The sequence below is a fragment of the Haemophilus parainfluenzae ATCC 33392 genome (assembly GCF_031191205.1).
GTDB lineage: Bacteria > Pseudomonadota > Gammaproteobacteria > Enterobacterales > Pasteurellaceae > Haemophilus_D > Haemophilus_D parainfluenzae.
Map to the genome: position 1 here is coordinate 816,056 of NZ_CP133470.1, position 14,748 is coordinate 830,803.

General features: G+C 37.3%; 13 protein-coding genes. 10 read left to right on the plus strand and 3 right to left on the minus strand.

Annotation, left to right across the window (positions count from 1 at the left end; genetic code table 11):
- Nucleotides 1–131: 131 nt before the first annotated feature.
- Nucleotides 132–1,145 carry a class II fructose-bisphosphatase gene (gene glpX / locus RDV53_RS04020; RefSeq protein WP_032822489.1) on the plus strand — a complete coding sequence of 338 codons (1,014 nt, stop codon included), beginning with the start codon at nucleotides 132–134 and terminating at the stop codon, nucleotides 1,143–1,145.
- 59 nt (nucleotides 1,146–1,204) lie between these two features.
- On the opposite strand, the gene mutS is transcribed toward glpX, so the two are convergent.
- Both mutS and RDV53_RS04030 read right to left on the minus strand, forming a co-directional pair.
- Nucleotides 1,205–3,787: a DNA mismatch repair protein MutS gene (gene mutS, locus RDV53_RS04025; RefSeq protein WP_005694962.1), complete on the minus strand. Its 2,583-nt coding sequence runs from the start codon at nucleotides 3,785–3,787 to the stop codon at nucleotides 1,205–1,207.
- Nucleotides 3,788–3,871: 84 nt separating this feature from the next.
- The gene (locus RDV53_RS04030) at nucleotides 3,872–4,588 is read right to left on the minus strand and encodes an MgtC/SapB family protein (protein ID WP_005694963.1); all 717 of its coding nucleotides are present in this window, start codon (nucleotides 4,586–4,588) and stop codon (nucleotides 3,872–3,874) included.
- A gap of 164 nt (nucleotides 4,589–4,752) precedes the next feature.
- Between RDV53_RS04030 and rimO the strand changes: the two genes are divergently transcribed.
- The 6 genes from rimO (at nucleotide 4,753) to RDV53_RS04060 (ending at nucleotide 12,450) form a co-directional block, all read left to right on the plus strand.
- Nucleotides 4,753–6,090, plus strand: coding sequence for a 30S ribosomal protein S12 methylthiotransferase RimO (gene rimO / locus RDV53_RS04035; protein ID WP_032822487.1), 1,338 nt, complete (start codon nucleotides 4,753–4,755; stop codon nucleotides 6,088–6,090).
- Nucleotides 6,091–6,129: 39 nt separating this feature from the next.
- Nucleotides 6,130–8,148 (plus strand): UDP-glucose:protein N-beta-glucosyltransferase, encoded by a 2,019-nt coding sequence (locus tag RDV53_RS04040; protein ID WP_005694965.1) that lies wholly within the window; start codon nucleotides 6,130–6,132, stop codon nucleotides 8,146–8,148.
- A 138-nt stretch (nucleotides 8,149–8,286) separates the two neighbouring features.
- Complete coding sequence (gene asd / locus RDV53_RS04045; protein WP_005694966.1) at nucleotides 8,287–9,402, plus strand: aspartate-semialdehyde dehydrogenase; 1,116 nt, start codon at nucleotides 8,287–8,289, stop codon at nucleotides 9,400–9,402.
- A 112-nt stretch (nucleotides 9,403–9,514) separates the two neighbouring features.
- Nucleotides 9,515–9,892, plus strand: a complete 378-nt coding sequence (locus RDV53_RS04050; RefSeq protein ID WP_309202411.1) for a hypothetical protein — start codon at nucleotides 9,515–9,517, stop codon at nucleotides 9,890–9,892.
- Nucleotides 9,889–10,824 carry an alpha/beta fold hydrolase gene (locus RDV53_RS04055; protein ID WP_005694968.1) on the plus strand — a complete coding sequence of 312 codons (936 nt, stop codon included), beginning with the start codon at nucleotides 9,889–9,891 and terminating at the stop codon, nucleotides 10,822–10,824. The genes RDV53_RS04050 and RDV53_RS04055 overlap by 4 nt, the downstream gene beginning before the upstream one ends.
- 171 nt (nucleotides 10,825–10,995) lie before the next feature.
- Nucleotides 10,996–12,450 carry a DASS family sodium-coupled anion symporter gene (locus RDV53_RS04060; RefSeq protein WP_005694969.1) on the plus strand — a complete coding sequence of 485 codons (1,455 nt, stop codon included), beginning with the start codon at nucleotides 10,996–10,998 and terminating at the stop codon, nucleotides 12,448–12,450.
- Nucleotides 12,451–12,538: 88 nt separating this feature from the next.
- On the opposite strand, the gene RDV53_RS04065 is transcribed toward RDV53_RS04060, so the two are convergent.
- Nucleotides 12,539–12,841 (minus strand): YMGG-like glycine zipper-containing protein, encoded by a 303-nt coding sequence (locus RDV53_RS04065; RefSeq protein ID WP_005694970.1) that lies wholly within the window; start codon nucleotides 12,839–12,841, stop codon nucleotides 12,539–12,541.
- A 243-nt stretch (nucleotides 12,842–13,084) separates the two neighbouring features.
- Between RDV53_RS04065 and RDV53_RS04070 the strand changes: the two genes are divergently transcribed.
- The 3 genes from RDV53_RS04070 (at nucleotide 13,085) to RDV53_RS04080 (ending at nucleotide 14,703) form a co-directional block, all read left to right on the plus strand.
- Nucleotides 13,085–13,327, plus strand: a complete 243-nt coding sequence (locus tag RDV53_RS04070) for a hypothetical protein (protein WP_005694971.1) — start codon at nucleotides 13,085–13,087, stop codon at nucleotides 13,325–13,327.
- A gap of 528 nt (nucleotides 13,328–13,855) precedes the next feature.
- A complete protein-coding gene (locus RDV53_RS04075) occupies nucleotides 13,856–14,047 on the plus strand; it encodes a hypothetical protein (RefSeq protein ID WP_005694974.1) in 192 nt (63 codons plus the stop codon).
- Nucleotides 14,048–14,448: 401 nt separating this feature from the next.
- Nucleotides 14,449–14,703, plus strand: coding sequence for a hypothetical protein (locus RDV53_RS04080; protein ID WP_005694976.1), 255 nt, complete (start codon nucleotides 14,449–14,451; stop codon nucleotides 14,701–14,703).
- Nucleotides 14,704–14,748: the final 45 nt, after the last annotated feature.

Below are 14,748 nucleotides of genomic sequence, written 5' to 3' on the forward strand. Positions count from 1 at the left end.
TTTTTTAAAATAGTCCGAAATGGCTTTATTCTACCCACTTAATCCTATTTTTAAAAGCCTATTGTCAAAAATTATTATGCAAACGTTTGCTTGATGATAAAATAACGAGACTTTTTGCATTGGGGGAAAAAATGAATCGTGCATTAGCTATTGAATTTTCAAGAGTAACCGAAGCGGCAGCATTGGCTGCTTACACTTGGCTTGGTCGTGGTAATAAAAATGCGGCGGATGATGCAGCAGTCAAAGCCATGCGTTATATGCTGAATTTAATCCATATGGACGGTGAAATTGTGATTGGTGAAGGAGAAATTGACGAAGCACCAATGCTTTATATTGGCGAAAAAGTAGGGTCAGGTAATGGTGAACTCGTTTCTATTGCGGTTGATCCAATTGATGGCACAAGAATGACCGCAATGGGCCAATCAAATGCCATTTCAGTATTGGCAGCTGGTGGTAAACGTACCTTCTTAAAAGCGCCTGATATGTATATGGAAAAATTAGTCGTCGGTCCTGAAGTGAAAGGCATGATTGATTTAAGTTTACCGATTGAACAAAATCTTCGTCGAGTGGCTTCTCGTTTAGGTAAATCTTTATCGGATTTAACCGTGATGGTGCTCGCTAAGCCACGTCACGATGAAATGATTAAACAAATGCATAATCTAGGTATTCGCGTGATGGCTATTCCAGATGGTGATGTGGCGGCTTCGGTTTTATGTTGTTTACCAGATGCGGAAGTAGATATGCTTTATGGTATTGGTGGTGCACCTGAAGGCGTGGCTGCTGCTGCCGCAATTCGTGCATTAGGTGGGGATATGCAAGCTCGTCTTATTCCACGTAATGAAGTGAAAGGTGATACAGAAGAAAATCGTAAAATTGCCGCTGAAGAAATTCAACGTTGTGAAGCCTTAGGTGTGAAGGTCAATGAAATCTTAAAATTAGAAGATTTAGTACGTGATGATAATCTTGTTTTTGCCGCAACAGGAATTACGCACGGTGAATTACTCAAAGGGATTTCTCGCCGTGGTAACTTGGCAACTACAGAAACCTTATTAATTCGTGGTAAATCACGCACCATTCGTAAAATCCAATCCATCCATTATCTCGATAGAAAAGATTCTGAAATCTATGAGATTTTAAGAAATTAGTGAAAATAAAAGAGCGGTCATAAAAAATAATGAATTTTTTGACCGCTCTTTTTTATTTCTTACAGCATTTTCTTCAATTGATACAGATAAGCTAAGGCTTGTTTTGGACTTAATTCATCTGGATCAAGTTGCTCAATGGCTTCGCGTAAAGCATCCGGTTCTGCTTCAAAAGCCAATTCACCTTGATGTTGATTTAATGCTCTTAAATGTTGAATTTGTTGATCACCATTTTGTGCCGACAATTTTTCTAATTGATGCAATTTTTGCTTCGCCAGTTTAATAACGGATTGAGGCACACCAGCCAGCGCTGCAACAGCAAGTCCATAACTTTTACTTGCCGCACCGTCTTGAACAGCGTGCATAAAGGCAATGGTATTGTTATGTTCTAATGCATCTAAATGAATGTTAGCAATGCCTTCAATTTGTTCTGGCAGTGCGGTGAGTTCAAAATAATGGGTCGCAAATAATGTAAGTGAACGAGTTTTCTTTGCCAGCCATTCGGCACAAGCCCAAGCTAAAGAAAGCCCATCATAGGTAGAAGTACCGCGTCCAATTTCATCAATCAGAACTAAACTTTGTGAAGTGGCTTGATGAAGAATATTCGCCATTTCGGTCATTTCTACCATAAATGTAGAACGACCGGAGGCTAAATCATCAGAGGCGCCAATTCGAGTAAAAATACGATCAATTTGCCCGATAACCGCACTATCAGCTGGCACAAAACTGCCTATATACGCTATCAATGTAATTAAAGCTGTTTGACGCATATAGGTACTTTTACCACCCATATTTGGGCCAGTAATAATCAGCAAATGACGTTGCTGATTGAGATTCACAGGGTTAGCAATAAAGGGATCTTTTAAGACTTGTTCCACTACAGGATGGCGACCATTTTCAATTTTTACGCCAATTTCATCACTAAATTGTGGTGCAACATAATTTAAGGTTTCTGCTCGTTCTGCGAGGTTAACTAACACATCCAATTCAGACAATGCCAAGCTGGTTAACTGTAATTGACCTAAATGTGGCAACAATAAATCAAATAATTCATCATAAAGTTGCTTTTCTAAAGCAAGCGCCGCGCCTTTTGATTTTAAAACCTTGTCTTCATATTCTTTTAATTCAGGAATAATGTAGCGTTCGGCATTTTTTAAGGTTTGACGACGAACATAATGAATCGGTGCTTTATGAGCTTGCCCTTGGCTGATTTGAATGTAATAACCATGCACCGCATTAAAGCCAATTTTTAAGGTATCAATACCTGTGCTTTCTCGTTCACGTTGTTCTAAATTTTCTAAATATTGCGTTGCGCCAGCGGAAAGGGTTCGCCATTCGTCTAATTCGGCATTATAGCCTTCAGCAATAACGCCACCATCGCGAATTAATAACGGAGGGGTTTCAATAATTGCTTTATTAAGTAGTTCGATTTGCGCGGAAAAATCATCAATTTGTGCAGAAAGTGCGGTCAAATTTGACGATGTTTTTGTATGAATCAGCGATTTTATCGGTTCAATTTGTTCTAATGCAGTTCGTAAACGTGTGAGATCACGAGGACGAGCAGAACGCAGTGCTACACGAGCAAGAATCCGTTCCATATCCCCCACTTGTTGCAAATAAGGCTGCAATTCGTGATACAAATCTTGCTCAATAATTTCACCAATCGTTTTTTGGCGTTTTAATAGAATGTCTGTTTGACGGATAGGCTGATGAATCCAACGTTTTAACAAACGGCTACCCATTGGCGTAACACATTTATCTAATACCGAAGCCAGCGTGTTTTCTGTACCACCCGCAAGATTTTGAGTGAGTTCTAAATTTCGGCGTGTTGCAGCATCTAATTGAATATTATCGTTATTTTGAATAACACTAATACTTTGAATATGTGGCAGAGAAGCGCGTTGTGTTTCTTTTGCATATTGCAATAAACAACCTGCTGCTGCCAAGCCAAGAGGTGATTTTTCTACACCAAATGCACGTAAATCTTTCGTACCAAATTGACGATTAAGTTCTGAGATCGCGGTACTGAGTTCAAATTCCCAAATTGGACGACGACGTAATCCTTTATAATGTTCGATAATGGCCATTTCAGCAAAATCTTCACAATAAAGTAATTCTACGGGATTAATACGCTGTAATTCAGCTTGCAAGGCTTCTTTTGAATGAGGTTCACAAAGCTGGAAACGTCCAGATGTCATGTCTAATGTGGCTAGACCAAATTTTTCTTTTTCCTGATAAACCGCTACAATTAAGTTGTCTTGGCGTTCTGGTAAAAGGGCTTCATCACTCACTGTACCTGGTGTCACAATTCGCACAATTTTTCGCTCAACCGGTCCTTTTGATGTGGCGGGATCACCCACTTGTTCACAAATGGCTACAGGTTCACCTAATTGCACTAATTTTGCTAAATAGCCTTCTACCGCGTGATAAGGCACGCCCGCCATGGGAATTGGATTACCTGCGGATTGTCCACGTTTAGTTAAAGAAATATCTAACAACGCTGCCGCTTTTTTTGCATCATCATAAAAAAGTTCATAAAAATCCCCCATTCTATAAAATAACAAAATGTCAGGATTTTCTGCTTTTAACTTGAGATATTGCTGCATCATCGGCGTATGCTGATCGAAATTGTCTTGTAAATTCATGACGTTATCCAGTTTAAGTTTTTAACTTTTTATCTAGCAAATAGTGGTTTTACGATAGAAGTGATGTGTTATTTTTAGCTGATTTTAATTTTCTACATCCACACTCAGTACTTCATCTTCTGTTTTTAACAGGGTATAGACATCTTTTAGCATTTCATTATCAATATTGTAGCATCGTACTTGCAAGCGAACTTCACCACTCGCTTGGTCTTTTACTGAGATATTTTCAATGCGGTAATCATGTTTCAATAATAAATCCGTTACTTTACTGATGCCGCTAGCAGAGATTAGTTGAATGGCTAAACGAGTACGTTTTTTATAGGTTTTACGACGAACATAACGCTGCACAATCGGGCTGATACGGATAGCGATTAAAATCATTAAAGTGGCAATAATCGCATCAAAAATAAAGCCTGCACCTGTTGCCACACCGATAGCCGCTGCTGCCCAGATAATTGCTGCAGTGGTTAAACCTGAAATCGCATCATTTTTCTTGTGCAAAATAACCCCTGCACCTAAGAAACCTATGCCACTGATTACTTGTGCGGCAAGTCGCATAGGGTCAGTTCGGATATTATCTGAAACTTGAGCATAATGTTCTGCGGCTTGAATGGAGACAATCGTCAGTACACAAGTCGTCACCGCAATAATGGCACAGGTTTTGACCCCAACTGGTTTGTGCTTAAGTTCACGTTCTAAGCCAATAATCCCGCCAAGTACAAGTGCGAGTAGCATTTTCCCTAGGATAAGTAAATAAGCCGTCTGTTCAAGAGCGGTCGAAAAAAGAAAAGAATTTTCCATGTTAATAATGAATATGAGTAAATAAAAAAACGGGCATTATTCTACCTGAAAAAGGACTTTAATGGGCAAATTTACAATCTATTTACCTTTAATTTATCGCCTTTCGGCTTGAAATTGAGTAAAATCTAAAGTTTTGAAAGATGATGATAGCTGAGAATAAATTTATGCAAAAATCAACGCCGAATATTGGCTTTGTAAGTTTAGGTTGTCCTAAAAATTTAGTGGATTCTGAACGTATTCTGACAGAATTACGTACCGATGGATATAACATTGTGCCAAGTTATGAAAATGTGGACTTGGTCATTGTGAATACTTGCGGCTTTATTGATAGTGCTGTGCAGGAATCCCTAGAAGCCATTGGAGAGGCGTTGGAAGAAAATGGACGCGTGATTGTGACCGGCTGTTTAGGGGCGAAAGAAGATCAAATTCGCCAAGTTCATCCAAAAGTATTGGAAGTGAGCGGTCCGCACAGTTATGAAACAGTAATGGCACAAGTACATAAATACGTACCAAAACCTGAGCATAATCCATACACCAGCCTTGTACCAAAACAAGGGGTGAAATTAACACCAAAACACTACGCTTATTTGAAAATCTCAGAAGGCTGTGATCATCGCTGTACATTCTGTATAATCCCTTCATTACGTGGGGATTTAGAAAGCCGTTCTATTACTCAAGTATTGGATGAAGCAAAACGTCTTGCTGATGCGGGTGTGAAGGAATTGTTAGTTGTTTCACAAGATACTTCTGCTTATGCGATGGATACGCAACGTAAAGAAGGTGGCGTGAAAACGGCCTTCTGGAATGGTATGCCAATTAAAAATGACTTAATGACCTTGTGTAAACAGCTTGGTAAATTAGGTATTTGGGTGCGTTTACATTACGTTTATCCTTATCCACATGTGGATGATTTAATCCCATTAATGGCGGAAGGTTTATTATTGCCTTATTTGGATATTCCATTACAACATGCGAGTCCGAAAATTTTAAAAGCAATGAAAAGACCAGGAAAAATTGACCGCACTTTAGAGCGTATCAAGCAATGGCGTGAAATTTGTCCAGATTTAACTTTGCGTTCAACTTTCATCGTAGGTTTCCCAGGTGAAACAGAAGAAGACTTCCAAATGTTATTGGATTTCTTAAAAGAAGCACAACTTGATCGCGTGGGCTGTTTCAAATTTAGCCCAGTAGAAGGCGCACTTGCAACTGAAATGGCTGATCAAGTGCCTGAAGATGTAAAAGAAGAACGTTTCCACCGCTTTATGCAGTTACAACAAGAAATTTCGGCTGAACGATTAAAACAAAAAATTGGCCAAACGCTTGATGTCATTGTGGATGAAATTGATAACGAAGGTATTATCGGCCGTACAAAAGCCGATGCACCCGAAGTTGATGGCTTAGTTTATATTGAAAATCTAAGTGGCACGCCTGTGAAAGTGGGCGAATTTATTAAAGTAACCATTACCCATTCAGATGAATACGATCTTTGGGGAACCTGTTAATTATTAATCTTATTTATTTTTTACCAAAGGAATTAAAAAATGGCAGAAACACAAAAACAACCAAGTGTTATCCGTTTTGAACAAGAAGTTGCGGCAAAAAATTATGAAGCAGCTTGCGTAGAATTGCTCGATATTTTAAGCAAAATTGATACTAATTTTGGTGGCGTTGAAGGCATTGAAATTGATTATCCTAGCCAATTAAATGATGAATTAGTACAAGATAAAATTAAGCATTTTTGTACCCGTGTAGCGGTAGCAATGAGCGAGCTATTTTCTGATCCTAAATTAGATATTTCTGAAGGCGGAGCACAACGTTTCTTTACCTTACAACGTTGGATTAATATGATTTTTGCATCATCACCTTTTGTGAATGCGGATCATGTTTTGCAAACTTATAACCGCAATCCAGATAAAACTAATTTATCCGATTTCCATTTAGATAATGCGAGATCATCATTAATTAAATTCTGTATTTTTTACCTGCCAGAATCTAATGTGAATGTTAATCTTGATGCTTTATGGAATTTAGATCCTGAATTATGTGCATCCCTTTGTTTTGCATTGCAATCACCACGTTTTATCGGTACTGATCAAGCATTCTCTAAGCGTGGTACGCTTTTACAATGGTTCCCTGAAAAATTAGCGACGATTAAAAACTTAAATAATGTGCCGAGTGCAATTTCACACGATGTATATATGCATTGCAGCTACGATATTGCTGAAAATAAACACTGGGTGAAAAAAGCATTAAACCAAGTTATTCGCCGTCATTTATTGGAAGGTGGATGGACAGATCGCGATGTCACTAAATTAGGTGAACGTAATGGCAAACCTGTCATGGTTGTATTATTGGAGCATTTCCATTCATCCCATTCAATTTATCGTACACATTCCACTTCAATGATTGCTGCACGTGAGCGTTTTCATTTAATTGGTGTGGGTAATGAAGCAGTAGATGCGGCAGGACAAGCGGTGTTTGATGAATTCCATTTATTAAAAGGCGATAATATTTTTAGTAAATTGAATGAATTAAAAGAGATTTGTGAAAAAAATGGTGCAGCCGTTCTTTATATGCCAAGTATTGGGATGGATTTAACTACCATTTTTGCAAGTAATACGCGTCTTGCACCGGTTCAAGTGATTGCTTTAGGCCATCCAGCGACGACACATTCTGATTTTATTGAATATGTAATTGTAGAAGATGACTACGTTGGTTCTGAAAAATGCTTCAGTGAGCAATTATTGCGTTTACCAAAAGATGCCTTACCTTATGTGCCTTCAGCGCTTGCACCGCAACACGTAGAATATCGCTTACGTGAAAATCCTGAAGTGGTGAATATTGGTATTGCTTCAACTACAATGAAGCTTAACCCATATTTCTTGGCGGCATTAAAGGCTATTCGTGATCGTGCGAATGTTAAAGTGCATTTCCACTTTGCTTTAGGTCAATCCAGTGGTGTGACCCATCCTTATGTTGAGCGTTTTATTAAGTCTTATTTAGGCAATGATGCGACAGCTCATCCACATGCACCTTATGATCAATATCTTCGTATTTTGCATAACTGCGATATGATGGTAAACCCATTCCCATTCGGGAATACGAATGGCATTATTGATATGGTGACATTAGGTTTAGTGGGCATATGTAAAACTGGTGCAGAAGTTCACGAACATATTGATGAAGGGTTATTCAAACGTTTAGGTTTACCAGAATGGTTAATTGCAAATACGGTAGATGAATATGTTGAACGTGCAATTCGTTTAGCAGAAAATCATCAAGAACGTTTAGCACTTCGCCATCATATCATTGAAAATAATGGCCTTCAAACCTTATTTACAGGTGATCCAAGCCCAATGGGTAAAGTGTTACTTGAAAAATTTGAGGAATGGAAAGCGGCAAATTTAGCTGAAAAGCTAAAGAAAAAAGCAACTAAATCCACAACCACAAAAGAGAAGACCACCAAGTCTACCACAACAAAGAAAAGTGCGGTCAAATCTGAAGGTAAATCTGAGCCGAAAAAAACGGTAAAGAAAACCACGAAAAAAGCAGATAAATAATCAATAAATCCCCGAAAGGGGATTTTTTATTGAGAAAAATTAAACAAAGCCTCATTTTTTCTAAAAAAGCTTGATTTTGTGGCGTAAAGCCTGTAATTAATAGACCCATTCAACACAACATAAAATAAGGAAAAATTCATGAAAAACGTCGGTTTTATCGGTTGGCGCGGAATGGTCGGTTCCGTATTAATGGATCGTATGGTGCAAGAGCAAGATTTTGCCAATATTAATCCAGTTTTCTTCACCACTTCTCAAGCAGGTCAAAAAGCCCCTGTATTTGCGGGAAAAGAGGCGGGTGAACTTAAAAATGCATTCGACATTGAAGAACTTAAAAAATTAGACATTATCGTAACCTGCCAAGGTGGCGACTATACCAATGAAGTTTATCCAAAATTAAAAGCAACAGGTTGGGACGGATATTGGGTTGATGCCGCTTCTGCGCTACGTATGAAAGATGATGCAATTATCGTGCTTGATCCGGTAAACCAACACGTGATTTCTGAAGGCTTGAAAAAAGGCATTAAAACTTTCGTGGGTGGTAACTGTACCGTGAGCTTAATGTTAATGGCTATCGGTGGTTTATTTGAAAAAGATTTAGTGGAATGGGTATCTGTCGCAACTTACCAAGCGGCTTCAGGTGCGGGCGCAAAAAATATGCGTGAATTGATTTCACAAATGGGCTTGTTAGAGCAAGCGGTTTCAAGCGAATTAAAAGACCCCGCTTCATCAATTTTAGATATTGAACGTAAAGTGACAGCAGAAATGCGTTCTGATAGCTTCCCAACGGATAACTTCGGTACAGCATTAGGTGGTAGCTTAATCCCTTGGATTGACAAACTTCTTCCTGAAACTGGACAAACTAAAGAAGAATGGAAAGGTTATGCAGAAACCAACAAAATCTTAGGTTTAAGTGACAACCCAATTCCTGTTGATGGTCTATGTGTACGTATTGGTGCATTACGTTGCCACAGCCAAGCGTTCACCATCAAAATGAAAAAAGACTTACCATTAGAAGAAATCGAACAAATTATTGCATCACATAATGAATGGGTTAAAGTAATTCCAAATGACAAAGAAACCACATTACGTGAATTAACTCCAGCTAAAGTAACAGGTACATTAAGCGTACCGGTTGGTCGTTTACGTAAATTGGCAATGGGTCCAGAATACTTAGCGGCATTTACTGTGGGTGACCAATTATTATGGGGTGCTGCAGAGCCAGTTCGCCGCATTTTAAAACAATTGGTGGCATAAGTTTTATTTTCACGACAAAGGGCGTATTCACTACGCCCTTTTCATTACTACAAAAGATAATATGCTACGATCTATCTTTGTTTTTATTACAATTTCTTTAATGACATTTGTTTTGCAATATTGGTTTGTTTCACGCCTTGGTTATCCTGAAACCTTTGCAACAACATGCCAAGATTACACGGGTGAATTCTTATCTGAGGCACATTGTGAATATACGTTTAATATATTATTTACAACGATAACTGTTGCGTTTTTAGCATTGTTTCCTTTTATTATTTCTCAGAAATTATCTTACTTTATTATCGGTTGTTTATGGCTTGGGCTTTTATGGCTATTGGGTTCAGTTTTTATCACCTTTGATAGTACTGATTTAGGAAATACACTTGAGCTTTCAAGCTTATTTCACTATGCTTGGATCGAATTAAAGATACCTTATATCGTCATATCTATTATCTCTATCCCTACACTATTTTTTATTAAAAAATTATGATCAGAGAACCTCATTTTCATCAATTTGCTCTTGCGGAGTTATTGCCTTTTTTTGAGCAATTTCCGACGCAATATCTTTCTGGCGAACGAAATATCAAATTGGCTTATCGTCATTTGGTTCAGCCTGAAAGTGCGGTCAGAAAATTGATGATTTTGGTGAATGGTCGAGCAGAAAATATGCTCAAATGGACTGAGTTGGCTTATGATTTTTACCAACAAGGTTATGATGTTTTGCTTTTCGATCATCGAGGACAAGGCTATTCACAGCGTATTATTCCTCAAAAAGGGCATTTAGATGAGTTTCGTTTTTATACCGATGATATGGCAAAAATCATTGAAAAAACGACCGCACTTTATGCTTATCAAGCGCAATATATTCTCGCCCACTCCCTAGGAGCTTTGATTTCCACCTATTATCTAGCCAATTACGATCATCATATTAAAAAGGCTGTGCTTTCTTCGCCTTTCTTTGGTGTTCCGATGAAACATCCATTACGAGATGAAGTCATCATTGCAACAATGATGGCATTTGGTCAAGGTCATCGCTATGTTTTTGGTAAAGGACATTACAAACCGGCAGATTTAAACCTTAATGAACTCAGCCATTCTAAAACGCGAATGAAATGGATGAACCGAATTAATCGAAAACGCGCTACTATTCACTTAGGCGGCCCGACTTTCCGTTGGGTACATTTGTGTTTAAATGCAATCAAAGCGCTCCCTAAAATCATTCCAAGAGTGGAAACACCAGTGCTTATCCTACAAGCGGAAAAGGAAAAAATTGTGGATAACAAAAATCTTGAAAAATTGACCGCACTTTTTCCTCATGCAGAATCCATGCTTGTACTTCAGGCAAAACATGAAATCCTTTTTGAAAAGGATAACGTGAGAAAAGCCGTGCTTGAACGTGTGAATCAATTTCTTCATTCTTAAAGCTATTTTTTAATCTGAATCAAGTTTTTATCAAATTCTATTAAAAACATCTCTTAAATCTTTACTCATACTAAATAAGTGGTATCTTTATATCCGCTTATTTAATCGATTGCGTCACGGTCGTTATACGTGATGAATTATTTTTTTGTTCATTTATCTAGGAGTTATCCTATGGAAAGTAAAATTCCAGCAGTAGAAGTCAAACTTGGCTTTAAATGGCAGGGGCTGCTGATTGCCATCATCGTTGGTTTAGGGATTTGGTTAATCCCGACACCAGAAGGTTTATCCGCTAAAGCATGGGGAATGCTAGCGCTGTTTGTGGCAACCATTGTGGCTATTATCGCTAAAGCAATGCCTATGGGTGCTGCAACGCTCGTTGCCTTGGTGATCAGTGGTTTGACTGGACTTACACCTATTTCACCAAAACAAGGTGATGTAGGTATGTTATCCGGCTTTGCTAATGGCACAATTTGGTTGATTGCTATTGCCATGTTTTTATCTCGAGCAGTAATTAAAACTGGTTTAGGTAAACGTATCGCGCTGTACTTCGTTGGTCGTTTTGGTAAAAAAATGATGGGTGTGGCTTATGGTATGGCGTTGGCTGATGTTGTTATCGGTCCGGGGATTCCTTCGGCTTCTGCGCGTGGGGGTGGTATTATGTACCCAATTATGCAATCTATTGCTGATGCGTATGAGTCCAAACCAGGTCCAACCGCTCGTCGTGCGGGTGCATTCTTAGCGATTGCTGTCTCTCAAATCGATACCATTATTTGTACCATGTTCTTAACTGCGATGGCGGGTAACCCGTTAATTGCAGAACTTGCGAAAAGCCAAGGTGTAGAAATCACTTGGATGACATGGTTCTTAGGGGCAATCGTGCCGGGTATTGTGAGCTTAATTGTCTTACCTTATTTCGTGTATTTAATTTATCCGCCAGAATTAAAAGATACGCCTAAAATGGCAGAAATGGCACGTGAAGAATTAAAAAGCATGGGTCCAATGAGCAAAGCAGAATGGATTCTTGCTCTAGACTTTATCCTTCTCTTATTCCTTTGGACGGTGGGTGATTTAGTCTTCCATATTCCTGCAACAATTTCAGCATTTATTGGTTTAGTGATTTTATTATTAACCAATATTATGAGCTGGAAAAATATCGTGGCAGAAACCACCGCATGGGATACGATGTTCTGGTTTGCGGTATTGGTCATGATGGCGAATGCGCTTAATAAATACGGTGCAATCACTTGGATTTCCACCCACATTTCCGCATCTGTGGGCGATTTCAGCTGGCCAGTTGCCTTTACTATTTTAGTGTTGGTGTATTTCTATACCCGCTATTTCTTTGCTTCAGCCATGGCGCATATTTCCGCAATGTACCTTGCTTTTGTGGCAGCGGCTATCGCTGTGGGTACACCACCAATCATTGCTGCAATTGGTTTAGGTTACACCTCAACATTATCCATGAGCTTAACGCAATATGCTGGTGGTCCTGGCCCTGCTTTATACGGCTCAGGTTATAACTCAACTGGTCAATGGTGGGGCGTGAGCTTTATTGTTTCCATCCTTTCATTAGTGATTTGGTTTGGTGTGGGTGGATTATGGATGAAACTCCTTGGTTGGTGGTAATCCTTATTAATTCATAAAAATCCCTAAAAAAACGACCGCACTTTGATTTGTATCTCAAAAGTGCGGTTGTTTTTATCTGTATTTTGAATTAATCATCCCAGTTGTCATCCCAATCACTGTGTCTTCTGTGGTGGTGATGTCTTTTATGTTTTTTATGATGGCGATATTCTCTGTCATCGTAGTCTCCGCCTTTGTTCACTTGGCTACCGATTACGCCACCTAATGCTGCTCCGCCTAGAGTTGTGGCAATATCACCACCTAATAAACCACCGGCTACGCCACCGATTGCTGCACCTGTTGCAGTATGACGTTGTTGTCTGTCCATTTCACAAGCGGTTAAGCTTCCTGCTAATGCAACAATCACTAACCCTTTCATCAATTTAGATTTCATAAATCTACTCCTCTATTTTTGTCGGGATTGCTTGCCTAAGCACTTATGCAATCCGGCGTGTAAAAGCATTCCTTTTACGATTGCTTTGACTATTTGGAAAATTAGTTAGTTCAAATGGCTTGTTCAATTGGTTCAAGAATGAGCAATTTTTGGTATGATTGTTGAGAGGTTTAATAGGTGATTAAATCAGATGTTGTAAAATTTATTTTCACTAATTGAAGTTAAATCTCAAGTAATAAAATAATGAGTAAGAAAATGAAAAAAAATATACTAATACCTTTATTTACACTACTGACTTCTTGTACTTCAGATGTCAATGATCCCATAGTTAGGTTTTGGAATGATGGTATTCGTCCTTCCGAATCTAAGATGAGTGCAATTAAAGAATGTCTTGATAAGGCTTATAAAATATATCCTAATGAAAAAGAAGGATATGATGATCGTATAGGATATGTAGATAGTTGCATGAAAGAAAAAGGATATTAATTTGTATATCATACACAGACTGTAATAAGGTCATAATTAAATGAGAAAAAGTGATTTTTTAAAATTCTAAAATTAACATTATTAGCTTTAGTTTTTTATATTTATATTCGCTATCGAAGTTCAATTTTAATTTTAATAAGATTGATTTGATATCAATATTTAAATTATTTCAGGTTTTGTTTTTATTGTTTTTATTTTGCTTTTTTATAAATAAATTTACATGTGGTAATAATAGTAAATAAGTATTTATATATTTAAATAATCTATAGAATGATTGATAATCAATGATGGAGAGATATAAATAATGATTTTAAAAATATTAAAATTTTTTATAGCTGTTGCATTCATATTTTTCTTGTTTATGGTGATAGTTCAGTTCGATATGGGAAGAAATAATTTGCAATATGTAGTTCTTATGAAAGAAGCTTTAATTATGTCTCTAAAATTTCAGGTGGTTGCTTTGCCGATATATTTTCTCTTTTTTAAACGAGATTAGAGCGGTTGGAATGAATAAAAATAAGGTGGTAAATGATGAAATATTTTATTTTTTATTTATTATCTTGCTTATTATGCTTTATTGTTTTTGAATTGATTATTGGTGTGTTTGATTATTTTATTTATGGACAGTTTACAGGAGATTTCATACAAGCCACAATCGCATCTATCATCGTTTCTGTTATAGCGATGGTTATTCATTTGATTTTTGGTATGAAGAAGTAAATTATTATCTTGTGATATATGATGATAAAATCAGGTAGGGAGCATGAATCGTGTGTCATTCATACTCTTGCTTATTGATGCCCAAGCGTAAATATTTGGTTCACAAGTGCCAACATTGACCAATGAACCACTATCTAAGAATGAACGGAAATAATGAAAAAAAATGATTTTATTGAGATTATAAAAATATCAATGTTTCTGATTTTTATGGCAACTTTATACTCTCTATATAAATTTAACTTTGATTTTTCTAAAGTTAAAATTTTATCTATATTAAAGTGGTATCCAGCATCATTTATTTGTGTATTAGTTGGCTTTTATCTTAGTCGTTTTCTAAAAAATAGTAGGTAGAAAACTAGACAGGCTACATGAATGATGAAGGTAATATTGGGAGATAAAAAATGAGTAAGATAAATCTCAGTCTCTTTTTGCTTTGTAGTATTTTGACTGCATGTGTTTCTTCTGATAGCCATTTTGTTCGATTTTGGAATGGTGATGTGATACCTGAAAGGCCATATGAGGAACAAAAAATTTTTGAATCATGTTATGAGAAATATAAAAATCTTCCTGATAAGACAAATGAGGAACGAGAGGTCATAAGTTTGAAAGTTATGGACTGTATTTCACATGATAAATTAAAAGAAAAAGAGAAGTAGGCATGAGATATTTATTACTTATTTTAAAAAGATCTTTTTTGATGA

What these genes read in the sequence shown, in the direction of transcription:
- glpX (WP_032822489.1), top strand. Translation starts at nt 132, where the DNA reads ATGAATCGTGCATTAGCTATTGAATTTTCAAGAGTAACCGAAGCGGCA.
- mutS (WP_005694962.1), bottom strand. Translation starts at nt 3,787, where the DNA reads ATGAATTTACAAGACAATTTCGATCAGCATACGCCGATGATGCAGCAA.
- RDV53_RS04030 (WP_005694963.1), bottom strand. Translation starts at nt 4,588, where the DNA reads ATGGAAAATTCTTTTCTTTTTTCGACCGCTCTTGAACAGACGGCTTAT.
- rimO (WP_032822487.1), top strand. Translation starts at nt 4,753, where the DNA reads ATGCAAAAATCAACGCCGAATATTGGCTTTGTAAGTTTAGGTTGTCCT.
- RDV53_RS04040 (WP_005694965.1), top strand. Translation starts at nt 6,130, where the DNA reads ATGGCAGAAACACAAAAACAACCAAGTGTTATCCGTTTTGAACAAGAA.
- asd (WP_005694966.1), top strand. Translation starts at nt 8,287, where the DNA reads ATGAAAAACGTCGGTTTTATCGGTTGGCGCGGAATGGTCGGTTCCGTA.
- RDV53_RS04055 (WP_005694968.1), top strand. Translation starts at nt 9,889, where the DNA reads ATGATCAGAGAACCTCATTTTCATCAATTTGCTCTTGCGGAGTTATTG.
- RDV53_RS04060 (WP_005694969.1), top strand. Translation starts at nt 10,996, where the DNA reads ATGGAAAGTAAAATTCCAGCAGTAGAAGTCAAACTTGGCTTTAAATGG.
- RDV53_RS04065 (WP_005694970.1), bottom strand. Translation starts at nt 12,841, where the DNA reads ATGAAATCTAAATTGATGAAAGGGTTAGTGATTGTTGCATTAGCAGGA.
- RDV53_RS04070 (WP_005694971.1), top strand. Translation starts at nt 13,085, where the DNA reads ATGAGTAAGAAAATGAAAAAAAATATACTAATACCTTTATTTACACTA.
- RDV53_RS04075 (WP_005694974.1), top strand. Translation starts at nt 13,856, where the DNA reads ATGATGAAATATTTTATTTTTTATTTATTATCTTGCTTATTATGCTTT.
- RDV53_RS04080 (WP_005694976.1), top strand. Translation starts at nt 14,449, where the DNA reads ATGAGTAAGATAAATCTCAGTCTCTTTTTGCTTTGTAGTATTTTGACT.